Origin of the sequence: Cribrihabitans neustonicus (assembly GCF_048820895.1) — a bacterium.
GTDB classification, from domain to species: Bacteria; Pseudomonadota; Alphaproteobacteria; order Rhodobacterales; family Rhodobacteraceae; genus Cribrihabitans_A; species Cribrihabitans_A neustonicus.
Map to the genome: position 1 here is coordinate 116,906 of NZ_JBMERQ010000004.1, position 23,106 is coordinate 140,011.

A 23,106-nucleotide genomic window follows, 5' to 3' on the forward strand; every position below is an offset into this window, starting at 1 on the left:
ATGGGCAAAGTCATCTGCACTGGGCTTGGCCCCGGGGACCCCGACCTGATGAGCGTGCGCGCGCACCGGCTGATTGCTGGCGCGCGCCATGTTGCCTACTTCCGCAAGGCAGGCCGCCAGGGCCAGGCGCGGACCATCGTCGAGGGCATGCTGGCGGAGGGCGTGACCGAACACGCGATGGAATATCCGGTGACGACCGAGATCCATTTCTCCGACCCCGAATACAACCGGCTGCTCGCGGAGTTCTACGACCGCTGGGCAGAGACGCTGGCGGAGATCGCCAAAGGCGACGACGTGGTGGTGCTCTGCGAGGGCGACCCGTTCCTCTATGGCTCCTACATGCACCTCTATACCCGCTTGAAGGACCGCGCGGAGCAGGAGATCGTGCCCGGCATCACCGGCATGTCCGGCTGCTGGACCGCCTCGGGCCAGCCGATCACCTGGGGCGATGATGTGCTGACGGTGGCAATGGCCACCCTGAGCGAGGATGAGCTGGCCAAACGCGCCACCGAGACGGATGCGCTGGTGGTGATGAAGATCGGCCGCAATCTGCCCAAGCTGCGCCGGGCGCTGGAGCGTGCGGGCCGGGCCGGAGATGCCTGGCTGGTCGAGCACGGCACCATGCCGGGTGAAAGCGTGCGGCGGCTGTCGGAGGTGAATGGCGAGGTGCCCTATTTCTCCATCGTGCTGGTGCATGGGCAGGGGCGGCGGCCATGAGCGGGGCACAGGACGGCTGGCTGGTGATCGCGGGGCTGGGCCCGGGCGGCGAGGCGCTGGTCACGCAGGAGGTGCGTGAAGCCATCGGGCAAGCCACGGATATCGTTGGCTATATTCCTTACGTGAAACGGGTGGAACCGCGCGAAGGGCTGACCCTGCACGCGAGCGACAACCGCGTCGAGGTCGACCGCGCCACTCATGCGCTGGAGATGGCCGCGGCGGGCAAACGGGTTGTGGTGGTCTCCTCGGGCGATCCCGGCGTTTTTGCCATGGCCTCGGCCGTGTTCGAGGCTCTGGAGAACAGTGCCCAAGCCCGTCCGGAATGGCTGGACCTGGAGATCCAGGTGCTGCCCGGCATCACCGCGATGCTTGCCGCCGCTGCCGCCATCGGCGCGCCGCTCGGGCATGACTTTGCGGCCATCAACCTCAGCGACAACCTGAAACCCTGGAGCCTGATCGAGAAGCGCCTGCGGCTGGTGGGCGAGGCTGGGCTGGCAATGGCCTTCTACAACCCGCGCTCGAAGTCGCGGCCGCATCAGTTTGCCCGCGCGCTGGAGATCCTGCGGGAAGCTTGCGGCGGGGACACGCTCATCACCTTCGCCCGCGACGTGACCAAGCCGGGGCAGGAGCTGCTGACGGTGCCGCTCTGCGAGGCGGTGCCGGAGATGGCGGACATGCGCACCGTGGTGATTGTCGGCAATCGCGATACGCGGCGGGTGGGGCGTTACGTCTACACGCCCCGCTATGCGGCGGAAGGATGAGAGAGCCAGTCCATAACCTCCGCCACGCTGCCCATGACGGGCCGCGCGGGCACCTGCGGGCGGGCGATCATGATCACCGGCAGGCCAAGCCTGCGCGCGGCGGTGAGCTTGGCTGCGGCCCCGGCGCCGCCAGCGTTCTTCGCCACCACATGGGTGATGCCGTGGCGCTGCATCAGCGCGGTATCGCCTGCCGCGTCAAACGGGCCGCGGGCGATTTCCACTGTGGTCCCGGGCAGCGGCAGGGGAGCTTCCGGCGCGTCCACCAGCCGCAGCAGGTAGTGATGCTGGGGCTTGGCGGCGAAGGCTGCGAGGTTCTGCTTGCCGATCGCCAGAAATACCCGCGCCGGGGTCTCCGGCAGGGCATTCACCGCCTCCGCAAGGCTGTCCACATGCAGCCAGTCATCGCCCTCCCCCGCGTGCCAGGCCGGGCGTTCGAAAGCGCAGAGTTCCACCCCTGCCAGCTCGCAGGCATAAGCCGCGTTGGCGCTCATCTGCGCGGCGAAAGGGTGGGTTGCATCGACCACATGGGTGATGCCCCCGGACTGGAGGAAAGCGGCGAGCCCTTCTGCCCCGCCGAAGCCGCCGACACGGGTGGGCAGCGGCTGGGGGACGGGCTGCGCGGTACGTCCTGCGTAGGAGAACACGGCGTCGAGGCCAGCTTCGGCGAGGGCAGCCGCCAGCCGCGAGGCTTCGGTGGTGCCGCCGAGAAGCAGGATGCGTGTCATGTCTGAGTGTCCTTCCAATCCCTGGCTCACGATCATCGGTCTTGGCGAAAATGGACTGGAATCCCTCAGCGGCGCAAGCCGGAAGGCGCTGGCGGAGGCCGAGGTGATCTTTGGCGGCCCGCGGCACCTGGCGCTGGTGGAGGCGGGCAGCCGGGGGCTGCCCTGGCCGGTGCCTTTCTCGGTTGCGCCGGTGCTGGAAATGCGCGGGCGAAAGGTCGCGGTTCTGGCCTCTGGCGATCCGTTCTGGCACGGCGCGGGCGGGTCGCTGGCGCGGCATCTGAAAACCGGCGAATGGGTGTCGCACCCGGCGCCGTCTGTTTTCGCGCTGGCGGCGAACCATCTGGGCTGGAGACTGGAGGAAGTGTTGTGCCTTGGGTTGCACGCGGCACCCTTTGCGCGGCTGCGGCCGCTGCTGGGCGGCGGTTGCCGGTTGCTCTGCACGCTGCGCGACGGGGAGGCTCCGGCAGAGCTGGCGGTATGGCTTGCGGCGCAGGGTTTCGGCACATCGCGGCTCACCGTGATGGAGTGCCTCGGCGGGCCGCGGCAGCGGGTGCGTTCCGCCAAGGCCGAAGGGTTTGATTTGCGGGAGATTCAGGCGCCGGTGGCCGTCGCCATCGAGGCCGCGGGCCATAAGGGGCTGCCGCGGGCTTCGGGGCTGGCGGATGATCTCTTTGCCAGCGACGGTCAGATCACCAAGCGGCCGATCCGGGCGCTCACGCTTTCGGCGCTGGCGCCGCGCGCGGGAGAGATGCTGTGGGACATCGGCGGCGGCTCGGGGTCGGTCTCGGTCGAGTGGTGCCTCGCGGCGCCAGGCGCGCGGGCGGTGACGTTCGAGCCGCGCGCGGACCGCCTGGAGACCATCCGCGCCAATGCCGCGGCTTTCGGGATCGAGCACCGGATGCTGCCCGTGCAGGGCAAGGCGCCGGAGGTTCTGGCAGGCCAGCCCCTGCCCGATTGCGTCTTTATCGGCGGCGGCGGCAGCCGGGCGCTGCTGGACCACCTGTGGGAGCTGCTGCCCGCGGGTGCGCGGGTCGTGGCCAATGGCGTGACGCTGGAGACCGAGACCCTCTTGATGCAAGCCCACGCGGCGCGCGGCGGGCATCTCTTGAAGGCGGAGATCGCCGAGGCCGGCCCATTGGGCAGCATGCGCGGCTGGGAGCGTTCGCGGCCGGTGATCCAGTGGAGCGTCACGCGATGAAGGTGGCAGGCATCGGATTTCGCAGGTCTGCCACGGCGGCAGATTTGCAGGCGGCGCTGGCGCTGACCGGCGAACAGGTGGATGCCGTCGCCTCCATCGCAGAGAAGGCCGCGGCCCCCGCCATGCTGGAATTTGCCCGCGCTGCCGGTCTGCCGGTGATTGCGTTGAAAAATCAGGATATTGCCGGGGAGCAGACGCTGACCTGCTCGCCCCGGATCAAGGCGCGCTTCGGCACCGGCTCGCTGGCGGAAGCCGCGGCGCTGGCTGGTGCCCGCCATGGGGCCCCGGGCGCCGGATCGCGCCTGCTCGCCCCCAGAGTTGTCACCGCGGATGGGCTTGCCACCGCGGCCATAGCAGAAAGACTTGAGCCATGACCGTTCACTTCATTGGCGCCGGACCGGGCGCCGCCGACCTTCTGACCTTGCGCGGGCGCGACATCATCGCCTCCTGCCCGGTGTGCCTGTATGCCGGCTCGCTGGTGCCGGAGGAAATCCTGAGCCATTGCCCGGCGGACGCCAGGATCGTGAACACCGCAGCAATGGACCTGGATGCCATCATTGCGGAGATCAGGGCCGCGAATGAGGCGGGCCAGGACGTGGCCCGGCTGCATTCCGGCGATCTGTCGGTGTGGTCGGCGATGGGCGAGCAGATCCGGCGGCTGAAGGCGGAGGGTATCCCGGTGAGCGTCACCCCCGGTGTGCCGTCGTTTGCGGCGGCGGCTGCCGCGCTGGGGACCGAGCTGACCCTGCCCGGCCTTGGCCAGTCGGTGGTGCTGACGCGGACGCCGGGGCGGGCCTCTTCGATGCCTGCGGGCGAGACGCTGGAGAACTTCGCGAAGACCGGCGCGACGCTGGCGATCCACCTGTCGATCGGCAACTTGGATCACGTGGTCGAAAGCCTGACGCCGCATTATGGCGGGACGTGCCCGGTGGCCGTGGTCTACCGGGCGAGCTGGCCGGATCAGCAGATCATCCGGGCGACTTTGGAGACCTTGAAGGACGCGCTGGACGAGAAGATCTCCCGCACCGCGCTGATCCTCGTGGGCCCGGTGCTGAACGGCGAGGGGTTTGACGAGAGCTGCCTTTATGCGGCGGATTATGACCGCCGCTACCGGCCGCAAAGCGCGGACAGCCCGTGGTCGAGCTGGAGCCATGGGGATGATTGAAACAGTGTCACATGCCGCTGGCGTGAATTCAGACCTCTGCAACGCCAGCACAAAAACGCTAAGGGCCGCGCCGGACCGCGGGGCGGCGCAAACGCGCCGCCCCGAGGGGGCGGGCCGGCGCGGCCCGGCCTGCGGCCGGGCGGGACTAAAGGAGACCGCGCAATGACCCCTCCCGGACTGATGATCTCGGCCCCCTCCTCCGGCACCGGCAAGACCACCGTGATGCTGGGCCTCCTGCGGGCGCTGGCCGAGGACGGGCTCACCGTGCAGCCGTTCAAGAGCGGGCCAGACTACATCGACCCGGCCTTCCATCTGGCGGCGGCGGGGCGGGCGTCCTTCAACCTCGACACCTGGGCAATGGACGGCGCGCTGCTCGACGCGGTGGCGGGCCAGGCGGCGGGGGCGGAGATCTGCATCGGCGAGGGCTCGATGGGGCTCTACGACGGCGTGGCGACGCGCGGCCAATCCGGGTTCGGGTCTTCGGCGGAGACCGCAAAGCGCATGGGCTGGCCGGTGGTGCTGGTGGTCGATGTGGGCGGGCAGGCGCAGTCGGCGGCGGCCACGGCGCTGGGGTTCCGGGCCTATGATCCGGAACTGCCCTTTGCAGGTGTGATCCTGAACCGGGTCGCCAGCCCCCGGCATGAGCGGCTGACGCGGCTTGGCATGGAGAAGGCGGGCATCAGGGTGCTGGGCTCCCTCCCCCGCCGCGGCGACCTCACCCTGCCGGAGCGGCATCTGGGCCTCATTCAGGCGGTGGAGCATCCCGATCTGGAAGCGGCCATCGCGGGTTATGCGGCGTTCCTGCGGGAGCATGTGGACCTGGAGGCCATCAAGTCGGCCGCCCTGGCGGGCGCGGCGCCCGGCCCAGCCACGCTCCCCGAACCGCCCGCGCAGCGGATTGCGCTGGCGCGCGATGCGGCGTTTTCCTTCACCTATCCGCACCTGCTGGAAGGCTGGCGCGCGGCCGGGGCGGAGATCCTGCCGTTCTCACCGCTGGCGGACGAGGCCCCGGCCCCGGACGCCGATCTGGTCTGGCTGCCCGGCGGCTATCCTGAGCTGCATGGGCCAGCGCTGGCCGCGGCAGACACCTTCCGCGCGGGCCTGCGCAAGCACGCTGAGACACGGCCGGTGCATGGCGAATGCGGCGGCTACATGGCGCTTGGCGAGGCGCTGATCGACAAGCAGGGCAACCGGCACCGGATGGCCGGGCTGCTGGGACTGGTGACGTCTTACGAAAAGCGCAAGTTCCACCTTGGCTACCGCCGCGCCGTTCTGGAGGCGGGGATGCCGGGCTTTGCCGCGGGCTGCGCCCTGCGCGGGCATGAATTCCACTATTCCACCATCCTGGACGAGCCCGACGCGCCCTTGGCCCGGGTGATGGACGCCGACGGAAACCCGGTGCCCGAGACCGGATCGGTCAAGGGGCATGTCACCGGCACTTTCTTCCACCTGATCACCGGAGAGCGCGCATGAGCGGTTTCGTGAGTTTCGTCTCCTCCGGCCCCGGCGACCCTGAACTGCTGACCATCAAGGCGGTGAAGCGGCTAGAGGCGGCGGATGCGGTGCTGTTCGACGACCTGTCGTCGGGGCCGATCCTGTCCCACGCCCGCGCTGACGCCGATCTGGTCGGCGTCGGCAAGCGCGCAGGCCGCCCCTCGCCCAAGCAGGACCACGTAAGCCAGCTCTTGGTGGAATACGCCTCTTCCGGCGCGCATGTGGTGCGGCTGAAGTCCGGAGACTCGGGTGTCTTCGGGCGGCTGGAAGAGGAAATCACCGCGCTGCGCGCAGCCGGCATCGGTTTTGAGATCGTGCCCGGCGTCACCGCGGCCTCGGCGGCGGCGGCAGCAGCGAACATCCCGCTCACCCGGCGGATGACGGCGCGGCGGCTGCAGTTCATCACCGGCCATGACGTGACCGGCGGGCTGCCGGAGAACCTGAACCTCGCAGCCCTCGCGGATCCCGAGGCGACCACCGTGGTCTACATGGGCAAGCGCACCTTTGCGGCGCTGGCGGAAAAGCTGATGCAGGCGGGGCTGCCGCCGGAAACCCATGCGCTGGTGGCGCTGGGGGTCTCGACGCCTGCGCAGTCGCTCTATTGCCACACGGTGGGCGAGCTGCCGCAGGTCCTGCGCAAGATGGAGACCAGCGCGCCGGTGCTGATCCTCTACGGGCCCTTGGCGGACAGCGAGCTGCCCGCCGCACCAGACCACGCATCACCGAACGCATGAGCCGCCCCGCCATCACCCTCTGCCGCACCTGCCGCGATGCCGCTCCGGAGCTGCTGCCGCAGCTGGCGGCTGCCTTGCAGGAGGCAGGGCTGGCGGCGGATCTGGCTGAGGCCGATTGCATGTCCGGCTGCCGCCGCCCGCAGACGCTGGCGGTGCGGCAAAGCGGCAAGACCGCCTATCTGTTCGGAGGAATCAGCGCCGCCGACCTGCCGGACCTGATGACCTTCCTGAGGTTGTATGCCGGGAGCCTCGATGGCGATTTCGCCGATGCCCGCCCGCTGGGAGCCCTGCGGTTCAAGGCGCTGGCCCGCATCCCGGCGCACGGATGCTGAGCCGCCGTCTGCCGCGGGCGGGAAAGATTCCGGCCCGGAATTTTGGCCGGAGAATCTCCATTTTCCGGGGCCCTGCCGCGAAGCATGCGCAACAGGACGGTTTCAGCCTTGACCAGAGCGGTGCGCGGCGGGCAAAACAAACTGATACGGTGTCCAGTGGTGCCAAGCGCCAGGACTGAAACGGGAATGAGGAACGGCGGACCAAATCGCGGCGCCGCAGCCTCAACCGCCCCCGCGACTGTGAGCGGCGAGCGGCCGTCCAATGCCACTGGCGCAAGCCGGGAAGGTGGACGGCAGCAGCGACCCGCGAGTCAGGAGACCGGCCGTAGCGCAACGGAACACTTGTGCCGTCGGGTGTGACGGCAAGGAGGACAAGACATGACGACGAAAACGCTTAAGGCATCCGCCGCCGGCACCAGCCTGATCCCGGCCCTGTTTGCCGTGGTTCTGGGCCTGGGCATCATCACGCTGACCGGCCACGTGCAGGCCTCCGCCCTGCATGACGCCGCGCATGACGTGCGCCACGCCACCGGCTTCCCCTGCCACTAAGGCCATGTTCAGCCGTATTCTGACCAGCGGCCTTTTCGCTGGTGCTGCAGCAGGGTTGATTACCGCCCTGCTGCAGCTCGTTTTCGTGCAGCCGGTGCTGCTGCATGCCGAACTCTATGAATCCGGTGAGCTGGTGCATTTCGGGGGCGCGGCCATCTCGGCGCATCCCGAGCTGCCGGGCGCTGACCTGATGCGCGACGGGCTCAGCATCATCTTCACCATGCTGACTTACACCGGCTATGCGCTGGTGATGGTGGCGCTGATGTCGCTGGCCGAGCGCCAGGGCCATGCCGTCACCGCCCGCAGCGGCCTTCTGTGGGGTCTGGCGGGCTTCATCACCTTCCACTTTGCGCCCGGCCTGTCGCTGGCGCCCGAGGTGCCGGGGGTGGCGGCTGCGGACGTGGGACTGCGCCAGGTCTGGTGGACGCTGACCGTCGCCGCGGCCGGTGTTGCCATGTGGCTCATTGCCTTTGGCGGCGGGCTTACCGCCTATCTGATCGCTGCCGTGCTGCTGCTGGCCCCCCATGTGGCAGGCGCGCCGGAGCCGGAAAGCTTCTCCGGTCCGGTGCCGACCGAGATCGGCGCGCTGTTTGCCGCCCGCGCCTTCGGCGTCGGCATGGCGGCCTGGGTGCTCTTGGGCACATTCGCCGGCCATTTCTGGCAGGCGGAAGGCAAGCGCGAAGCGGCCGCGGCCTGATCCGCAGCACTTTCCGCCCCCGCTGGCCGCAGACCGGCGGGGGCGTTCTATTGATGAGGATGAGAAAATGTCCCGCTCTCTTGCTCTTTTTGCCATCGGGCTGGTCTTTGGCGGCGGCGCGGGCTTCGTGACTGCGGCCGGCAATGGCGTCACCTTCGACGGCCACGACCATGGCGGCCCGGCGCATCACGGCGGCGGCCAGGCGGAGATCGCCGGCCATGCCCATGGCACCGCCACCGACCTGCCCGCGGGCGGCGATGCGCCCCGGGTGGCGCTCGAAGTGATGAAGGACCCGATGTCCGGCTGGAACCTGCAGGCCACGACGGAGAACTTCCGCTTTGCACCGCAGAATGCCTCTGCCGCGGATGCAGCCGGAGAGGGCCATGCGCATGTCTATGTGAACGGCGAGAAGGTCGCCCGGCTGTACGGCGAGTGGCTGCATATCCCCTCCCTGCCCGCGGGCAGCGCCGAGGTGACGGTTTCGCTCAACAGCAACAGCCACAGCCCGCTGACGGTGAAGGGCGAGCCGGTCACGGCCAGCGTCACCGTGCAGTCAGATGGCGAAGGTTTGTGAGTGAAGCGCAGGCTTGCAGACGGCAGGCTTGCGGACAACAGCGCGCGGCGCCGTCTTTGGTAAGCCGCGCATCGAAGATGAAGGCCCTGGCATGATTGACCTCACCCTGATCGGCATCGGCACCGGCAACCCCCAGCACATGACGCTGCAAGCGGTTGCGGCGCTGAATGCGCAGGACGTGATCCTGATCCCCACCAAGGGCGCGGGCAAGGATGACCTCGCCGGGCTGCGCAAGGAGATCTGCGCGCAGGCGATCACGGGGGGCGGCCCGCGGATCGTGGAATTCGCCCTGCCCCGGCGCGATGAGGCAACCCGCGATTACCGCCAGCGGGTGGATGACTGGCATGACGCCATCGCGGATATCTGGTGGCGGGCGCTCATCGAAGCCCTGCCCGGCGGCGGCAAAGCGGGGTTCCTGGTCTGGGGCGACCCGGCGCTTTATGACAGCACCATGCGGATCGCCGAACGGCTCCGGGCGCGGGCGGATCTGCGGCTTGCGGTGATCCCCGGCATCACCTCGATCCAGGCGCTGACGGCGGCACATGCGGTGCCGCTGAACGAGATTGGCGCGCCCTTCACCATCACCACCGGGCGGCGGCTGCGCGAGGAAGGCTGGCCGGACAGCGCCGATACGCTGGTGGTGATGCTGGACGGTGAATGCTCCTTCCGCGCGGTTGCGCCCGAGGGCGTGGAGATCTGGTGGAGCGCCTATGCCGGGATGGCAAACGAGATCTCCATTGCCGGGCGTCTGGCCGAAGTCGCGGAGCAGATCGTCCAGACCCGCGCAAGGGCCCGCGCCGAGCATGGCTGGATCATGGATATCTACCTGCTGCGGCGCAGCGGAGGCTAGCGGCTCAACCCCTCCTGCAGAGGGCCTGAAACCGGGCCTGCGCGGCCGGGCTGGCAAAGGCCTTGAGGCGCTTGCCGAGCCGGGCGCGCGTGGCCCGCTGCTCCTGGTGCAGCAGTGCAACCAAAGCGCCAGCGGCCAGGGCCGCCTTGACCCCGGCCGGGTTGGGATCACCGCCGGGGGCGGCAAATCCGCGGGCGGCGAATTCCAAAAGCACGGTCTCCTGCTGGGCACAGTCGTTGAAGCGGCCGAGACGGTTCTGCAGGCGCCGCAAGGGCTTCAACGCCTGGGCCAGCGCCTCTTCCGGAAACAGCGGCGCAAACAGCTCCAGCTGGTAGCGCAGCTTCTTGCAGCCGATGCGCAGCGCGTGGATGTCTTCATCGGGGCTTCGATCGGTGATCTGCCTGGCCTGGCCGCAGAGCTTGGCGTGGCGTTTCCGGATCAGCTTCCGGGCCAGCGGGCCGATGGGCTGCGCCGCGCCGGGATCCTGAAGCCGGGCGGTGGCAGAGGCACAGGCGGCTTCCGCGGTCAGCCCGGCCATGTGCCAGTGGTAGGACGCGCCGCAGAGGTGGCGCGCCACGGTTTGCTGGCAGGCGGCGCGCTCTGCGCTGATCGCGGCAAAGAGAGCCGCGAGTGCAGGGTGCAGCGCTGCGGGCAGGCGCGCGCGGATGCGGTCCTGTTCCAGAAGGAAGACATCGAGGTCGCGCAGACGGCCTGTCCTGCTCATCAGTGCCGATAGATCGCGTCGCAGGCGGACGGCGGCACCGGCGCCCAGAACACCCTTCATCCCGGAGAGCAGCGCCCGGCTGCGGCGCAGGGCGATGCGGTAATCGTGCAGGAACTCGGTGTCGAGATCGGAGATGATGCCCAGCTCATTCTGCCGCGCGGCTGCCAGGTGCGCAGCGAAGATCTGGCCCGCCGCCTGGCGGGCGGGCAGATCCGGCATGAGCCGCAGCATCGGCTTGGCATGGCCGTGCGGCTGCTCTGGAGCCAGCAGCGCATAAAGCGCGGCAGGTTCTCCAGGCGCTGCGCCCAGCGCTTCGAGATGGCGCTCCAGCGCGCGCAGGGTTTTGCCGCCCGAAAGCTTGCTGCAAATGAGGCTGGCAGTGCCGAGCGGTGTTTCGAGCCCAAAGACCATAAGCTCCCCGCGCGGCTTGTCCCTGCGGGCAGGGCGGAACCAGAACCGGGTGAGCCGGCCTTCGGCCACGGGGAGCAGGCGGCGCAGCGGGCAGAGCTTTTTGAGCACGCGCTGCACCGGGCCGCCGGGCAATCCGCTGACCAGCCCGCCGGCCCCGGGCTGGCTGAGCCTGCCGCGCGGGCCGAACAGGCAGAGCCGTCCGCCGCTCTGCAAAAGCAAGCGGCCGCTTTCGCGCAGGGTGCCGCAAAAACTGTCCAGAAGCTGCACCGGGGCCGGGTCATCCAGTGCGGGGGCGCCGAGCGTAAGTCCGGCACTGCCTCCGGCCAGGTCCCGCGGGCGGCAAAGACGGCCGGGAAGAAGATGGCAGCGGCGGTATTCTGGCATGAGCTCCGGGCCGGGATAAATGAGCGGCAGGGCCGCGGGCGGCGCGGCGGCGGTCTAGAAGAAACCTAGGCCGCCCGGCCGCCCCGGCCAGCAGGGCGGCAATACCGGGATACTGGCTGGCCGCTGGCCGGGGTCCGGAAGCGGCCGAAAGCGCTTCCGTCCCAAAGCCGCACGCTATCGGAGACGCGGGGGCTCCCGTGAGAATGGGTTTGCCGGGATGCGTGGCACAAAGGCGGAACCGCCGCGCCGTGACAAACGTTGGTCCCTGTAGTGAACCGAGGAATTCCCATGGCTCCGCGCGCTGTTTGGAAAGGCCAGCTCCGGCTGTCTCTGGTCTCTATCCCCGTCGAGATCTACTCGGCCACCAAGAGCGGTGCCCGCGTGTCGTTCCGGCAGATACATAAATCTACTGGCAAGAAGGTGCGTTATCAGAAGACCGTGCCGGGCGTCGGGCCGGTGGACCCGACGGACATCGTCAAAGGCTATGAGATCGGGGATGACGAATACCTGCTGATAGATCCCGAAGAGATCGACGCGATCAGGCTTGAGACGAAAAAGACCTTCGAATTGGTGCAATTCGTGGATGCCTGCGAAATCCCGCCAATCTATTTCGACAAGCCCTACTACATCTCTGCATCGGATGATCTGGCCAAGGACGCCTACCGCGTGGTCCGCGACGCGCTTCGCCAATCCAACAAGGTCGGGCTCGGCCAGGTCACGATGCGCGGAAAGGAGCATCTGGCCGCGGTCAAGCCCTGCGGCGATGGGCTTCTGATGGAGACGCTCTATTACGAGGACGAATTGCGCGAGGCCGATCAGGTGTTTACCGGGATTGAGGACGACACCGCCGATGCCGAACTGCTGGAGGTCGCCACGTCGCTGATCGACCGCAAGACCGCGCCATTCGACGCCGGCGCCTATTCCGACAAATACGCCGAAGCTTTGCAGGACCTTCTGGAAGCCAAGCGCAAGGACAGAAAGGCGCCGCGGGCGCGTGACGGCAGTGAGCGGAAAGCGGACGCCGGCGGCAACGTCGTCGACCTGATGAGCGCGCTCAAGGAGAGCCTGAAGGACGCCAAGGCAGGCGGCAGGAAGAAGCCGCGCAAAAAGGCGTCGTGATGACCCGCGCGGCTGACAGCCTGTCCGAGTACAATGCCAAGCGCGACTTCTCGCGTACAGACGAGCCGGAGGGCCGCATCGCCGCGGCCGGGGGCGAAACCCGCCGCTTTATCGTGCAGAAACACGCCGCCCGCCGCCTGCACTATGACTTCCGCCTGGAATGGGAAGGCGTGCTGTTAAGCTGGGCCGTGACCAAGGGGCCTTCGTCTGATCCGGGAGAGAAACGGCTGGCAGTGCGCACCGAGGACCATCCGCTGGACTATGCCGATTTCGAGGGCACGATCCCCAAGGGCGAATATGGCGGCGGCACCGTGATGCTGTGGGACGATGGGACCTGGACACCGCAGGAGGATTTCGCCGAGGGGCTGAAGAAGGGCAAGCTGAAGATCACGCTTCAGGGAAGCCGGATGCGCGGCGGCTGGGCGCTGGTCCGCATGCGCGGGGAAAAGGACGGGAAACGGGAAAACTGGCTGCTGATCAAGGAGCGCGACGATTACGCTCAGACCGGCGGGAACGCTTTGACCGGCGCGTTTGAAACCTCGGTCAAGACCGGGCGCAAGATGGGCCAGATCGCCGATGGAGCCGCCCCGGCCAAAGACCCGGTCAAACCGGAAGCACCCGCAGTAAAGCGACGCCGCAAGCCGCCTGCATTCGTCAAGCCGCAGCTGGCCACACTGGCGGGCGCGGCACCGGAGGGCGACGGCTGGCTGCATGAGACGAAGTTCGACGGCTACCGGTGCCTTGCCGCGCTGGGGAAAGGCGGGGCGCGGCTGTATACCCGGTCAGGCAAGGACTGGACCGGCAAGTTCGGAGAGCTGGCTGCAGCGTTCGACCCCCTGCCCTGCGGCACCGCCCTGATCGATGGCGAGGTGATGGCTGCCAGCGTCGAAGGCTCCGCGTTTTCCTCGCTGCAGCGGGCATTGAAGAATGGCGGCGGCCTTCTGTTCTTTGCCTTCGATCTCCTGTGCGTGGACGGCGAAGACCTCAGCGGCATGGGCCAGCTCGACCGCCGCGAGAGGCTGGCCCAGCTGCTGTCAGGCCTGGACCCGCAGTCTCCCCTGAGGATGAGCAGCCACGTCCGCGGCAACGGCGCTGAGGTGTTCGCAGCCGCCTGTGAAGCCGGGGCCGAGGGTATCATCTCCAAGCGCGCCGACGCCCCCTATCGCGGGCGGCGCAGCAAGGCGTGGCTTAAGGTCAAGTGCACCCGGCGCCAGGAGTTCGTGATCGTCGGCTACAGCCCCTCGGAGAAGAAGGGCCGGCCTTTCGCCTCCCTGCTGATGGCCACTCATGAAGGCGGCAAACTGCGCTACAAGGGACGCGTCGGCACAGGGTTTTCCGAGGCCGCGATGGAAGATCTGGCCGCCGCCTTCGCGGTTCGCAAGGCACCCCCGGCCGGAGACGTGCCCGCCGGGATCGCCCGTGTGGCGGTCTGGCTGCGCCCGGACCTGGTGGCCGAGGTGGAGTTCAGCGAGTTCACCGCCGACGGACATATCCGGCACGGCGCGTTCCTTGGCCTCCGCGAGGACAAGAGCGCCGAACAGGTCAGCCTGGAGGAGCCCATGGACCAGGACAGAGAACTGGAAGTCAGCGGTATCCGGATCAGCAGCGCCAGCCGGGAGGTGTTCCCCGAAGCAGGCTGCACCAAAGGGGACGTGGCACAGCATTACGACCGCTTCGGTGCCCGCATGATCGAATTGATCGGCCAGCGCCCGCTGTCGCTGTTCCGATGCCCCTCGGGGATCGGCGCGCAGTGCTTTTTCCAGAAGCACGACAATGGCGGAATGCCGCCGGAACTGGGCCGGGTGGAGATCGAGGAAAGCGACGGGAAGGCCGAAGACTACCTCTATGCCACGCGCGCGCAGAGCCTGGTCGCCGCGGCCCAGATGGGAACGCTGGAATTCCATATCTGGGGCGCCCGCCGGGACCGGCTGGACCGTCCCGACCGGCTGGTGTTCGACCTCGACCCGGACGAAGGGCTGGGCTGGCGGGATGTGCGCGCGGCCGCGCTGGACATCCGGGACACTTTGCAGGGCCTCGGCCTGGAGACTGGCGCCATCGTCACCGGGGGCAAGGGTGTGCACGTCTGGGCCGCACTCCGGCGCACCCGCAGCTGGGAAACGCTCAAGCTCTTCGCCAAGACCTTCGCCCATGGGATGGCAGCGCGGGAACCCGAACGTTTCACTGCCTCCATGTCCAAGGCAAAGCGCAAGGGCCGCATTTTCATCGACTGGCTGCGCAATGAGCGGGGGGCGACCGCTATCGCCCCCTACTCCCTCCGCGCCCGCGCCGGCGCGCCAGTAGCGGTACCGGTGACATGGAACGAATTGAAAGAGGTGGAATCTCCCGGCGCGTTCACGCTGGAGAATGCGGCGGCGAGACTGGATGCACCCTGTCCCGCGCTGGCCGTGCAGGAGAACTTGCAAACCCTGTCCGGCGGCGTGATCGCTGCGCTGGAACGGTTCCTTGAGGAAGGCTGAAGGCCGGCGGGGAACACCGGCTGCGCGGGCGAGGTTGCTCACTAGGAAAGGAGGATAGTTATGGACCCGCAGGAAATGGATAAGATGAAAACCGGGGACCGGCAGCCGGGGCATGAAGCCCGCATGGACCCGCCGCCGGAGTACATGCCGCGCTATCCGGGATCGGGGCGGCTCGAGGACAAGGTGGCGATAATCACTGGCGGCGATTCCGGCATAGGACGGGCCACCGCGGTCTTGTTCGCCCGGGAAGGAGCCGACGTGGTGATCGTTTACCTGGATGAGCATGACGATGCAGAAAAGACCCGCAGCCTTGTCGAGGATGAGGGCCGCAGTGCCCTTCTGCTGGCGGGCGACGTGGGCAGCAAAACGTTCTGCGAGGAGGTGCTGCGCCAGACACTCGGTAAATTCGGGCGGCTGGACGTTCTGGTCTGCAACGCAGCCGAACAGCACGCGCGGGAAGACGTCACCGAAATCTCCGAGGAGCAGTTGTTCCGCACCTTCCGAACCAACTTGGGAGGGCAGTTCTTCATGGTTCAGGCGGCGCTGCCGCATCTGAAGGAAGGAGCGTCGATCATCTGCACGACCTCAGTCACCGCCTACCGGGGGCAGGATCTGCTGGTCGACTACGCCTCCAGCAAGGGGGCGATACTGTCCTTCGTGCGCGCCATGTCGTCCAAGCTGGCACCGCAGGGCATCCGCGTGAACGGGGTTGCGCCCGGTCCGATCTGGACCCCGCTGATCCCCGCCTCGTTCCCGCCGGACAAAGTGAAGGATTTCGGCAAGTCTTCCCCGCTCGGCCGCCCCGGGCAACCGAACGAGGTCGCTCCTGCGATGCTGTTCTTGGCCTGCGAGGATGGATCCTACGTCACCGGACAGGTGCTGCACCCGAACGGTGGCGATCTGATCGGCGGCTGACTGATGGCGCAGGTGGCAGGCCCGCCCGCGGACGCTGAATGAGGGAGTACACGTGGCAAAAGCTGCCGGCGGCAAGCGGCATAGCACACCAGCCGGTGCTGCCGAAAGCCCAACCGGTGCCGCCGGCAGGACGGAGGCACTCGAACTGGGGAACCGTCCGCTGCCCCCCGCGAGCGGGACTCCCGCAAAGTACCGGCCTGCTGCGCGATGGCAGCACCGGACGGCCGCCGCAATTGCAGCGTGTTTCCAAATCGAGGAGTGTCCAATCCGTCCCGCATAACCCCCGCAGACCACGGGAAACCCGGACCGGAGCCAGATGGAAGAACGCTTTTGCTGAGGCTTGTGGCGGGGAGACAGGGATTCGAACCCTGGGAACGCTCTCACGTTCAACGGTTTTCAAGGCTGGCGGAAATCAATCGGAATCAGTGCACTAGTCGTATTTTTTCCCACGACAAATCGTGAAAAAAAGGATGAAAGTGGGAAACTAAAAAGGCCCCGCCATCGCGGAGCCTTTCTGGGAAACGTTGGTTGCTTGCGCCCTGTTTACTCTGCAAAATTCTGGAATGGTGACGCCATCTCAGACAAGGGACTATTTGCCTGCAGACCGGCTCCCAAGATCGAGCCTCACTGAAAGAATAGAATGTCGGACAGATCTGCACCGCCCACGTCCAAAACAGTTATCACCCCAGAACCGGTATCTATCTGAAGATCTCCTGACGCGTTTCTAGTCGACAGGTTATCTTCACTCAGCCCATCCAGAATGATGGCATCTTCTCCGACAGTGAAGTCGCGGATGACGTCACGCCCAAAGCCGCTACTAAAGACAAACTCATCATTGCCAGCACCGCCGATCAGAGTATCGCGGCCACGCCCACCGATTAGAGTATCATCACCGCCGCCGCCAGTCAGCCTGTCGTTTCCGGCGCCGCCATCAAGACGGTTGTCGTATCCGTCTCCGATTATCTTATCGCGGCCACGGCCCGTCTGAACGTTTTCGATCCCGTCGAAAGTGTCGACTTCCTTGCTTTTCTTCACCTTCGCCTTACCGGCCGTCATTTTGACCACAGCCCCTTTGGGAGACGTGAAGATCAAAGTGTCGGTTCCAGCACCTCCGTGCAGCTCATCGCGCCCCCGACCCCCAGAAATGATATCGTCACCATCACCGCCGAAGATAGTGTCCGCGCCACCATATCCCTGAATATAGTTGTCAATTCCTGCAGCATTGATCCGGTCAGCTTTTCCGGTTCCTTCCACCAAGTATGCGTCTGATGCAACGGAAAGCGTGAAATCACCGGTGTCTGAGTAATCTCCGCCAACCCTGACAAATACTGTTTCGGAGCTGTCTGCCGTGAATACGATAGGCTTATATGCTTCGTTTCGGCCATGCTCTTGGATTGTGTTTCCAAGGTCGTCTACTACCTCGAAAACGCCGTAGCTCAGAGCTCCGTTCCCTACGCTATCAGTGAACGTGATTGTGTAAGTTGTTCCGGCCTCGACTTCCAAGGCATACGTATCGACGTCTCCAGCTACATCGATGGTTCCTGAGATTTCGCTGCCATCGATCAAAGCATGTTCAGTTCCTAAGTCACTTCTCACAACGTCTTCACGATCGAGAACAATTCGGTAACCCCAAGTGGAGTAGACAGTTGAGGGGTCGATCCTCAGAGTAAAAGTTCCGGATTCTAGCTGCGTCCAAGAAGCGCCAGGTGCGGAGTAGCCACTGGAGTAAATGTATCTGCCAGTTTCAGGGTCGAAAATTGCAGTGTCCACATCATGAGAGATGTCTTGCCCAGCGCCGACATAGGCAGCGGTATGGAAATCGTAGGTGATACCCTGTTGCAGCGTAATACTGTGATACGAAAAGTCTTCTGACGGGTTCGTAAGATAGCTGCCAGTGAAAGACAAAAACGATGTTGGCATTGGCGTTTACATCCCATTTAATCAATTAAGCGCTTGGGATCGAAAGCAATATCCCCGCTTCTCCGCAAGCGCCCTATCCTTAAAACTTTAGGCAACTCGAGACTTGAGCCAGCGCATCCTGCCGACCTTTTCGCGCAGGTCACTGCGACTGGAACGTTTCTGCCGTAATCGCCGTTTTGTAGCCGCCGTTGTCTAAGACGTGGACAGCCCGCGTGATCAGCCATTCGCCGTCGACATAGGGCCGGAACCCGGCCACTCGCAGCTTGGCCTCGGCCATGGCATCTGGATCGCTTGGCATCGACACCGACAGGGACCGCCCAGCGCGTTGCAGGCGCTGCAGCTCCGCCTCGGCCGCCTTCTGTGCCGCTGCTTGGTTTGGAAACCGGCGCTTGATCCGCTGGACAGGCTCGCCCTCGCCCGCGGTGCATTCCACCGGTTTACCTTGGCCGAGGTCCTGATAGACGGCGACCACCGAACCGGCCTGCTCCCGGGTGCTGTTGCGGTAGCGCCAGCGGCTTACCTTCTTCGGCGTCAGCGCCAGCACCGGCATCGGCTTGCCGGAGGCAGTCAGGCTCTCGCCCCGCTTCGCCATAACCAACCGACCATTCCCGGGCTTAGCGATGGCGTCGTGATCGCGCGCCACACGCGACAGCAGGTTAATGTCGCTTTCGTCGATTTGGTCGATGTGCGGCAGCTCCACCCCGCCCAGGCTTTCGGAGACCGCATGCTCGAGGCTGTGCTCGCCCGCGATCTTCTCGACCATGGCACCGATGGTGTTGCCGAGCGGCCAGCTGCGTTTTTTCTGATCGGTGAGAGCTGTCTTGCCGCCGGAGGTTTCTCCGTTCACCAAGGCCACGCCGGTGATCATCATCTGGTCAGGCGGCCCCGCCACCTCGACACTGTCGGCGGTGAACAGCCCCATGTATTTCAGCTGCAGAGGGTAGCCGAGCCAGACGCGGATCTCGGCACCGGCCCGCGGCTCGGCCAACTTGGCGAACAGCGTGGTGTCGCTGAGCGTGATCTGCACCTGGTCGGACTGAACACCCGCGGCATCGGTCAGCGTCAGGCTCACCAGCCGCGGCGCAAGCGCGCTGCTGATGTCCTTTCCGTCGACCACCACGCGGAAGAACGGCCGGAAGTTCATCAATCCCATAGCCGCACCGCCTCCGCCTCTTTCGGCGTCTCGATCTCTGGCAGCTCGATCCGGGTGCCCAATGGCAGAAATGGCCCCAAGGCGGCAAGCCCCGGGTTCGCCTGCAGCACGATCTCGAGCGCCCCGGCGACCTGGTTGCCATAGTGGCGCCAGACGATTTCGTCGGCTGTCTCGCCCTCTTTAGAACGGTAGAAGACTGCGGAGCCCGCCATCATATCTCCTGATGCTGATTGTGAAGTCCTGCCGCAGCGGCGCGCCCTGGGCGGCAAAGCTGCGCTGCCCCTCGCTGACGCCCTCGATTACCCACACGCCGAGCACCCGGCCCGTGCCTGCCACCAGCGGCAGCGGGAACCCCAGCGATGCCGTTAGGCGCATCTTGTCGACCTGGCCGAGGCCGCCGCGGGAATGCGGATAGATCACGCCCTGCAGCGTGATCGTATCCGAGCCGAATCCGGTGAATTGCAGCGCGTCGGCGGCGCCGATCCGTTCCTGCGCGGCCCAGCGGTATTCTGTCGATCGCTGCAGGTTCTGATACGCCGCATTGTCTATGCTGAACTGATAGCTGCCGAGCTGCAGCATTGTGCCTGCCATCATCCGCCCCCGTACTGGCCATAATCATGCGCCTGGTCATAGAGCGCGCCTGCCTGCGCAGCGCGGCCGCGGCGCTCCAATTCTTCGGCGATCTGCGCGGCGCTCAGATGCTGCGCGATAATCTGGGCATGAATTACCACCGGGGCCGGTTGCGGAGCCGGTGCCTGGGCTGGTATCGCGGCCGGTGCCATGCGTTCGGCGGCCAGCTGCACCTGCTGCACCACTGGCGCCGCCGCAGTTTCGGCCTTGGCCATAGCATTTCGCAGACCACCACCCAGCGCATCAAGCAACGGTGCAGCACGGTCGGACAGCCGCGCCAGCCGCTCGGTCGCATTGGCATGCGCCACATAGCCGCCTTTCGAGGTCCAGATCGTTTCCGGCCCCTGCTCACCCACTTCGCGAAAGCCGCGCCCGATCGTGCCGCCCAAGTAAGAGCCAGAGATCTTTTTCGGTACAGCGCGCCCGCTGCGCGGATTGCTTGGGGGCGCAGATTGCTCCGCTGGTTCCCCGGTTTGACTGCCGGGCTGCCCCTGGTCTTCCCCATTCCACCAACTGCGAATGCCCGAACCGATTCCCTGAACGCCTTCGACGGCCCCGGCGCCCTTGTCGCGCAGCCAGTACAGCTCGTTCAGAACAGGCTCCAGCTTGCCCATCAGCCAATCGAACTTCTCGCCGAGCCAGTCGATCACGGCCCCGACGGAGGTTTTGATCGCCTCCCAAGCCGCCGAGATCCCCCCGGTCGCGCCCAGCGCCTCGATCACCGGGCCGATGGTGCCGTCATACGCGCTGCGCAGCGCGGTGCCGATCCCGGTCACCACCGTGTCGATCCCCGCCCGGGCCCGTTTCCACGCCGCGGTGATCGTTTCGGTCACGCCCAGCTTGTCGGTGACCGGCTTGATGGCATTGGACCACACCGTCTGAAACACGCCCCCCAGCGCGTCCAGAGAGTTCGACAGAACCGACTTCGCGCCATCCCATGCGGTGCCAAGCCCCGCCGCAGCCCCGTCCAGTTCGCCCCGCCACACGCCGCTGACAAAATCGCTAAAGCCGCCAAATGTCGTCTTGATGCCGTCCCAATGGCGTTCAAACCACGGGCCAACTTTGGACCAGGCACCGGTGATGCGATCCGTAATCCCCAGCTTGTCGGTGATCGGCTTGATGCCGTTGTCCCAAGCAAACCGGAACGCAGCGCCGATTCCATCGAGCGCATTGGAGAAGACGGCCTTGCCACCCTCCCACGCAACCGCAAGCCCGGCGGCCGCCGCGTCCATGTCGCCACGCCACGCGCCGCCGACGAACCGGCCGAAGCCGCCAAACGTCGCTTTGACGCCGTCCCAATGGCGTTCAAACCACGGGCCGACTTTGGACCAGGCACCGGTGATGCGATCCGTAACCCCCAGCTTGTCGGCGATCGGCTTGATGCCGTTGTCCCAAGCGAACCGGAACGCAGCGCCGATTCCATTGAGCGCATTGGACAGGACGGCCTTGCCACCCTCCCACGCAACCGCAAGCCCGGCGGCCGCCGCGTCCATGTCGCCACGCCACGCGCCGCCGACGAACCGGCCGAAGCCGCCAAACGTCGCCTTGACGCCGTCCCAATGGCGCTTGAACCACCGACCAACCTTTGCCCAGGTTTCGGTGATGTGGTCCGTGATCCCCAGCTTGTCAGTGATCGGCTTGATGCCTTTGTCCCAGGCGAACTTCTCCATGCCCATATCGATGTCGGTCGGGCCGTCCATGCCGCCTGCGCGGTATTCCTCGGCCGCCACCGAGGGGCTGGCCGGGGTATAGTCGCCCAGCTCGCCCGCGAAGCCGCGGCCATCAACGAACAGGTTGAAGTTCTTCAGGATGTTGCGAATAGCCATCAGCCCAGAGCCTCCGAGATATATTCATTGGTGAGATGCGAGCGGAAGGTCACCCGCTCGGCCGGATAGGGCGGCGTGAAGTCGAAGTTGAACCACACCTGCCCGTTCTGGATGCTAGCCGGGGTGTTCAGATCCGGATCAGCCCAGCACTCGCCGCCCAGCAGCGCCCCTTGAGCGATCAGCGTGGCAATGAAGCCGTTCACGCCTTCGACCACATCGTCGATGTAGGTCTTGGTGATCGCCCGATCGACGGCCCACATATGGGCGCGCTGGATGCTTTCGTTCAGCACGTCCGCGGTGCGGCGCACGCACAGGAACTGCCATTTCGGATCCGCGGTCGGCACCCGGTTGCCCCAGAGGCGATAACCGTCCTGGCGGATGATGGTCGCGACGTCGTTTTCGTTCAGCAGGTTTGCGCGGCTCGACTGATCGCCGAGCTTGAAATCGACCGGCCGCGACGTGCCGATGATGCCATAGATGCCTTGGTTGGACGGCGACACCCAGAACCCGCGGTCATTGTCGGTGCGCGCAATCACCCCCGCCACGCGGGCCGATGCCGGTTCATCAACCACATCACCGGCGCTGTCGAGCACCTTGACCTATGGGTCGACCACATAGATGCGGCCCGATGTGCCCCAGCCACCCGCATAGAGCTGTGCCGCTGCATCGGTGGTGTTCGGCCCGTCCGCAATGATCACCGCCCCGATGCGATCAGCGATCCCCTCCAGCTCGGCAATAACAGGATTGGCAAGGTAGGTGCCGGGGTTGCCGGTATCCTCCGGGCGCTGGTGGGTCCAACCCGGCGCGCAGAGAATGCGCGGGGCATGGCCGACAACGCTCTCGGCGCCCAGCAGCGCATGCACGCCCTCAAACTGGCCAGTTCCTGAGTTCACGCCGCCGAGCACATTGGCCAAAGTCTCGGCATCATCTGCACCCTCATCAACGCGCACAACGATCACCACCGCCCCGATCTGGTCGAAGATGCCGTCGAGCGCTCCCGGCAGGGTCCCGCCGCCGCTTCCATCTTCCGTGGTGTCCAGCTTGGACGCCTCGACGCGGCTGCCCGCGACCAGAACCGGAGTGTTGAGGGGGAAGGCGTTTGCGTCGGCCTGCGGAGCCGTGCCGACAATGCCAATGACGCCAGTGGAAATGGTGCGGATCGGGCGCGGGCCCGTATCGATCTCGAGCACCTCGACGCCGTGGAGAAAACCAGCCATTTCATCCTCGCTGCTAACTGCATGTTGCAACGATCATGAAAGAAGACAGGCGCCCCTCCCTCTGGCGGTTTTCCATTCGCCGGAGGCAGGGGCGCCAATCCGCAAGTCCAGGCAGAAATCAGTAACGATCGATCACCGCAAGTACTTCCGCAGGCAGTTCTGGCCAGACCGCATCCGACTGGTAGTCTGCGGCAGGATCCGCTGTCAGCGCGTCGACATTGGCCCGCATTGCAGTCACCCATTCCAAGGCCAGGCCAACACCGGCCAGAATGCCGTTTTCATCTTCAGAGCGGTCAGTCTCTGGCTTGCCGGAAATGACAGATGCAGCGGTTGCTATATTCATTTGCGTTTCTACGCTGGCGGCGGCATAGATCCGGCGGCGGCACTCGGCGCTCACCGTACTACGGCGACCCTTCAGTTTCGCGCCTGCAATTACATCCGCGGGCACGCCAGCTTGCAACGCATCCTGTTCCGTCCACTGCTCGTACCGGTGACCATTGTAGTCGAAAGAAAGCATGATGCCACACTCCTGAT

25 protein-coding genes and 1 riboswitch are annotated in these 23,106 nt (G+C 66.1%); of the genes, 15 read left to right on the top strand and 10 right to left on the bottom strand.

The annotated features are described in order from the left end of the window. Together ACOHWE_RS11935 and cobJ are read left to right on the top strand one after the other, a co-directional pair. A complete protein-coding gene (locus ACOHWE_RS11935) occupies positions 1 to 717 on the top strand; it encodes a precorrin-2 C(20)-methyltransferase (RefSeq protein WP_420666624.1) in 717 nt (238 codons plus the stop codon). Continuing rightward, positions 714 to 1,478: a precorrin-3B C(17)-methyltransferase gene (gene cobJ, locus ACOHWE_RS11940; protein ID WP_420666626.1), complete on the top strand. Its 765-nt coding sequence runs from the start codon at positions 714 to 716 to the stop codon at positions 1,476 to 1,478. Before ACOHWE_RS11935 ends, cobJ begins: the two co-directional genes overlap by 4 nt. Here cobJ and ACOHWE_RS11945 read toward each other — a convergent pair. After that, positions 1,460 to 2,203: a cobalt-precorrin-6A reductase gene (locus ACOHWE_RS11945; protein WP_420666628.1), complete on the bottom strand. Its 744-nt coding sequence runs from the start codon at positions 2,201 to 2,203 to the stop codon at positions 1,460 to 1,462. The genes cobJ and ACOHWE_RS11945 overlap by 19 nt on opposite strands. Between ACOHWE_RS11945 and cbiE the strand changes: the two genes are divergently transcribed. The 10 genes from cbiE (at position 2,202) to cobF (ending at position 9,796) form a co-directional block, all read left to right on the top strand. Further along, positions 2,202 to 3,401 (top strand): precorrin-6y C5,15-methyltransferase (decarboxylating) subunit CbiE, encoded by a 1,200-nt coding sequence (cbiE, locus tag ACOHWE_RS11950; protein ID WP_420666629.1) that lies wholly within the window; start codon positions 2,202 to 2,204, stop codon positions 3,399 to 3,401. The two genes, ACOHWE_RS11945 and cbiE, sit on opposite strands and share 2 nt — an antisense overlap. Beyond that, positions 3,398 to 3,775, top strand: a complete 378-nt coding sequence (locus tag ACOHWE_RS11955; RefSeq protein ID WP_420666630.1) for a cobalamin biosynthesis protein — start codon at positions 3,398 to 3,400, stop codon at positions 3,773 to 3,775. Before cbiE ends, ACOHWE_RS11955 begins: the two co-directional genes overlap by 4 nt. Beyond that, the gene (cobM, locus tag ACOHWE_RS11960; protein ID WP_420666631.1) at positions 3,772 to 4,566 is read left to right on the top strand and encodes a precorrin-4 C(11)-methyltransferase; all 795 of its coding nucleotides are present in this window, start codon (positions 3,772 to 3,774) and stop codon (positions 4,564 to 4,566) included. The genes ACOHWE_RS11955 and cobM overlap by 4 nt, the downstream gene beginning before the upstream one ends. A 162-nt stretch (positions 4,567 to 4,728) precedes the next feature. Further along, positions 4,729 to 6,039 (top strand): cobyrinic acid a,c-diamide synthase CobB, encoded by a 1,311-nt coding sequence (locus ACOHWE_RS11965; RefSeq protein ID WP_420666633.1) that lies wholly within the window; start codon positions 4,729 to 4,731, stop codon positions 6,037 to 6,039. Beyond that, positions 6,036 to 6,794, top strand: coding sequence for a uroporphyrinogen-III C-methyltransferase (gene cobA, locus ACOHWE_RS11970; protein ID WP_420666635.1), 759 nt, complete (start codon positions 6,036 to 6,038; stop codon positions 6,792 to 6,794). Before ACOHWE_RS11965 ends, cobA begins: the two co-directional genes overlap by 4 nt. After that, complete coding sequence (locus ACOHWE_RS11975; RefSeq protein ID WP_420666636.1) at positions 6,791 to 7,126, top strand: DUF1636 family protein; 336 nt, start codon at positions 6,791 to 6,793, stop codon at positions 7,124 to 7,126. Before cobA ends, ACOHWE_RS11975 begins: the two co-directional genes overlap by 4 nt. A 130-nt stretch (positions 7,127 to 7,256) precedes the next feature. Beyond that, positions 7,257 to 7,468: riboswitch (cobalamin riboswitch) on the top strand. A 36-nt stretch (positions 7,469 to 7,504) separates the two neighbouring features. After that, complete coding sequence (locus tag ACOHWE_RS11980) at positions 7,505 to 7,675, top strand: CbtB domain-containing protein (RefSeq protein ID WP_420666637.1); 171 nt, start codon at positions 7,505 to 7,507, stop codon at positions 7,673 to 7,675. A gap of 4 nt (positions 7,676 to 7,679) precedes the next feature. After that, positions 7,680 to 8,372, top strand: a complete 693-nt coding sequence (locus ACOHWE_RS11985) for a CbtA family protein (RefSeq protein ID WP_420666638.1) — start codon at positions 7,680 to 7,682, stop codon at positions 8,370 to 8,372. 67 nt (positions 8,373 to 8,439) lie between these two features. Next, a complete protein-coding gene (locus ACOHWE_RS11990; protein ID WP_420666640.1) occupies positions 8,440 to 8,946 on the top strand; it encodes a hypothetical protein in 507 nt (168 codons plus the stop codon). A gap of 91 nt (positions 8,947 to 9,037) precedes the next feature. After that, entirely contained in the window at positions 9,038 to 9,796 is a 759-nt protein-coding gene (gene cobF / locus ACOHWE_RS11995) for a precorrin-6A synthase (deacetylating) (protein ID WP_420666642.1), read from the top strand. 4 nt (positions 9,797 to 9,800) lie between these two features. Here cobF and ACOHWE_RS12000 read toward each other — a convergent pair whose 3' ends face one another. Further along, on the bottom strand, positions 9,801 to 11,198 hold the full coding sequence (locus ACOHWE_RS12000; RefSeq protein WP_420666643.1) for a CHAD domain-containing protein: 1,398 nt from the start codon (positions 11,196 to 11,198) through the stop codon (positions 9,801 to 9,803). A 405-nt stretch (positions 11,199 to 11,603) separates the two neighbouring features. Here ACOHWE_RS12000 and ku point away from each other — a divergent pair, with 405 nt between their 5' ends. Genes ku through ACOHWE_RS12015 form a run of 3 tightly spaced genes read left to right on the top strand, consistent with a single transcriptional unit; the run spans position 11,604 to position 15,826 of the window. Continuing rightward, complete coding sequence (ku, locus tag ACOHWE_RS12005; protein ID WP_420666644.1) at positions 11,604 to 12,434, top strand: non-homologous end joining protein Ku; 831 nt, start codon at positions 11,604 to 11,606, stop codon at positions 12,432 to 12,434. Continuing rightward, positions 12,434 to 14,911, top strand: a complete 2,478-nt coding sequence (gene ligD, locus ACOHWE_RS12010) for a DNA ligase D (protein ID WP_420666645.1) — start codon at positions 12,434 to 12,436, stop codon at positions 14,909 to 14,911. Before ku ends, ligD begins: the two co-directional genes overlap by 1 nt. 60 nt (positions 14,912 to 14,971) lie before the next feature. Beyond that, positions 14,972 to 15,826, top strand: a complete 855-nt coding sequence (locus tag ACOHWE_RS12015) for an SDR family oxidoreductase (protein WP_420666647.1) — start codon at positions 14,972 to 14,974, stop codon at positions 15,824 to 15,826. Positions 15,827 to 16,450: 624 nt separating this feature from the next. Here the strand turns inward: ACOHWE_RS12015 and ACOHWE_RS12020 are convergent. The 8 genes from ACOHWE_RS12020 to ACOHWE_RS12055 all read right to left on the bottom strand — a co-directional run bounded on the left by ACOHWE_RS12020 (position 16,451) and on the right by ACOHWE_RS12055 (position 23,089). Then, positions 16,451 to 17,746 (bottom strand): calcium-binding protein, encoded by a 1,296-nt coding sequence (locus ACOHWE_RS12020; protein WP_420666648.1) that lies wholly within the window; start codon positions 17,744 to 17,746, stop codon positions 16,451 to 16,453. A 139-nt stretch (positions 17,747 to 17,885) separates the two neighbouring features. Continuing rightward, positions 17,886 to 18,899, bottom strand: a complete 1,014-nt coding sequence (locus ACOHWE_RS12025; protein ID WP_420666649.1) for a phage late control D family protein — start codon at positions 18,897 to 18,899, stop codon at positions 17,886 to 17,888. Next, a complete protein-coding gene (locus tag ACOHWE_RS12030; RefSeq protein WP_420666651.1) occupies positions 18,890 to 19,111 on the bottom strand; it encodes a tail protein X in 222 nt (73 codons plus the stop codon). The genes ACOHWE_RS12025 and ACOHWE_RS12030 overlap by 10 nt, the downstream gene beginning before the upstream one ends. Then, positions 19,080 to 19,478, bottom strand: coding sequence for a phage tail protein (locus tag ACOHWE_RS12035; protein WP_420666652.1), 399 nt, complete (start codon positions 19,476 to 19,478; stop codon positions 19,080 to 19,082). The genes ACOHWE_RS12030 and ACOHWE_RS12035 overlap by 32 nt, the downstream gene beginning before the upstream one ends. 11 nt (positions 19,479 to 19,489) lie before the next feature. Continuing rightward, positions 19,490 to 21,355, bottom strand: a complete 1,866-nt coding sequence (locus ACOHWE_RS12040) for a phage major tail tube protein (protein WP_420666653.1) — start codon at positions 21,353 to 21,355, stop codon at positions 19,490 to 19,492. Then, on the bottom strand, positions 21,355 to 21,948 hold the full coding sequence (locus ACOHWE_RS12045) for a phage tail sheath family protein (RefSeq protein ID WP_420666655.1): 594 nt from the start codon (positions 21,946 to 21,948) through the stop codon (positions 21,355 to 21,357). The genes ACOHWE_RS12040 and ACOHWE_RS12045 overlap by 1 nt, the downstream gene beginning before the upstream one ends. A gap of 6 nt (positions 21,949 to 21,954) precedes the next feature. After that, positions 21,955 to 22,572 carry a phage tail sheath protein gene (locus ACOHWE_RS12050; protein WP_420666656.1) on the bottom strand — a complete coding sequence of 206 codons (618 nt, stop codon included), beginning with the start codon at positions 22,570 to 22,572 and terminating at the stop codon, positions 21,955 to 21,957. A 118-nt stretch (positions 22,573 to 22,690) separates the two neighbouring features. Continuing rightward, complete coding sequence (locus tag ACOHWE_RS12055; RefSeq protein WP_420666657.1) at positions 22,691 to 23,089, bottom strand: hypothetical protein; 399 nt, start codon at positions 23,087 to 23,089, stop codon at positions 22,691 to 22,693. Positions 23,090 to 23,106: the final 17 nt, after the last annotated feature.

What these genes read in the sequence shown, in the direction of transcription:
- ACOHWE_RS11935 (WP_420666624.1), top strand. Translation starts at nt 1, where the DNA reads ATGGGCAAAGTCATCTGCACTGGGCTTGGCCCCGGGGACCCCGACCTG.
- cobJ (WP_420666626.1), top strand. Translation starts at nt 714, where the DNA reads ATGAGCGGGGCACAGGACGGCTGGCTGGTGATCGCGGGGCTGGGCCCG.
- cbiE (WP_420666629.1), top strand. Translation starts at nt 2,202, where the DNA reads ATGTCTGAGTGTCCTTCCAATCCCTGGCTCACGATCATCGGTCTTGGC.
- ACOHWE_RS11945 (WP_420666628.1), bottom strand. Translation starts at nt 2,203, where the DNA reads ATGACACGCATCCTGCTTCTCGGCGGCACCACCGAAGCCTCGCGGCTG.
- ACOHWE_RS11955 (WP_420666630.1), top strand. Translation starts at nt 3,398, where the DNA reads ATGAAGGTGGCAGGCATCGGATTTCGCAGGTCTGCCACGGCGGCAGAT.
- cobM (WP_420666631.1), top strand. Translation starts at nt 3,772, where the DNA reads ATGACCGTTCACTTCATTGGCGCCGGACCGGGCGCCGCCGACCTTCTG.
- ACOHWE_RS11965 (WP_420666633.1), top strand. Translation starts at nt 4,729, where the DNA reads ATGACCCCTCCCGGACTGATGATCTCGGCCCCCTCCTCCGGCACCGGC.
- cobA (WP_420666635.1), top strand. Translation starts at nt 6,036, where the DNA reads ATGAGCGGTTTCGTGAGTTTCGTCTCCTCCGGCCCCGGCGACCCTGAA.
- ACOHWE_RS11975 (WP_420666636.1), top strand. Translation starts at nt 6,791, where the DNA reads ATGAGCCGCCCCGCCATCACCCTCTGCCGCACCTGCCGCGATGCCGCT.
- ACOHWE_RS11980 (WP_420666637.1), top strand. Translation starts at nt 7,505, where the DNA reads ATGACGACGAAAACGCTTAAGGCATCCGCCGCCGGCACCAGCCTGATC.
- ACOHWE_RS11985 (WP_420666638.1), top strand. Translation starts at nt 7,680, where the DNA reads ATGTTCAGCCGTATTCTGACCAGCGGCCTTTTCGCTGGTGCTGCAGCA.
- ACOHWE_RS11990 (WP_420666640.1), top strand. Translation starts at nt 8,440, where the DNA reads ATGTCCCGCTCTCTTGCTCTTTTTGCCATCGGGCTGGTCTTTGGCGGC.
- cobF (WP_420666642.1), top strand. Translation starts at nt 9,038, where the DNA reads ATGATTGACCTCACCCTGATCGGCATCGGCACCGGCAACCCCCAGCAC.
- ku (WP_420666644.1), top strand. Translation starts at nt 11,604, where the DNA reads ATGGCTCCGCGCGCTGTTTGGAAAGGCCAGCTCCGGCTGTCTCTGGTC.
- ligD (WP_420666645.1), top strand. Translation starts at nt 12,434, where the DNA reads ATGACCCGCGCGGCTGACAGCCTGTCCGAGTACAATGCCAAGCGCGAC.
- ACOHWE_RS12015 (WP_420666647.1), top strand. Translation starts at nt 14,972, where the DNA reads ATGGACCCGCAGGAAATGGATAAGATGAAAACCGGGGACCGGCAGCCG.
- ACOHWE_RS12020 (WP_420666648.1), bottom strand. Translation starts at nt 17,746, where the DNA reads ATGCCAACATCGTTTTTGTCTTTCACTGGCAGCTATCTTACGAACCCG.
- ACOHWE_RS12025 (WP_420666649.1), bottom strand. Translation starts at nt 18,899, where the DNA reads ATGGGATTGATGAACTTCCGGCCGTTCTTCCGCGTGGTGGTCGACGGA.
- ACOHWE_RS12030 (WP_420666651.1), bottom strand. Translation starts at nt 19,111, where the DNA reads ATGGCGGGCTCCGCAGTCTTCTACCGTTCTAAAGAGGGCGAGACAGCC.
- ACOHWE_RS12035 (WP_420666652.1), bottom strand. Translation starts at nt 19,478, where the DNA reads ATGCTGCAGCTCGGCAGCTATCAGTTCAGCATAGACAATGCGGCGTAT.
- ACOHWE_RS12040 (WP_420666653.1), bottom strand. Translation starts at nt 21,355, where the DNA reads ATGGCTATTCGCAACATCCTGAAGAACTTCAACCTGTTCGTTGATGGC.
- ACOHWE_RS12050 (WP_420666656.1), bottom strand. Translation starts at nt 22,572, where the DNA reads ATGGCTGGTTTTCTCCACGGCGTCGAGGTGCTCGAGATCGATACGGGC.
- ACOHWE_RS12055 (WP_420666657.1), bottom strand. Translation starts at nt 23,089, where the DNA reads ATGCTTTCTTTCGACTACAATGGTCACCGGTACGAGCAGTGGACGGAA.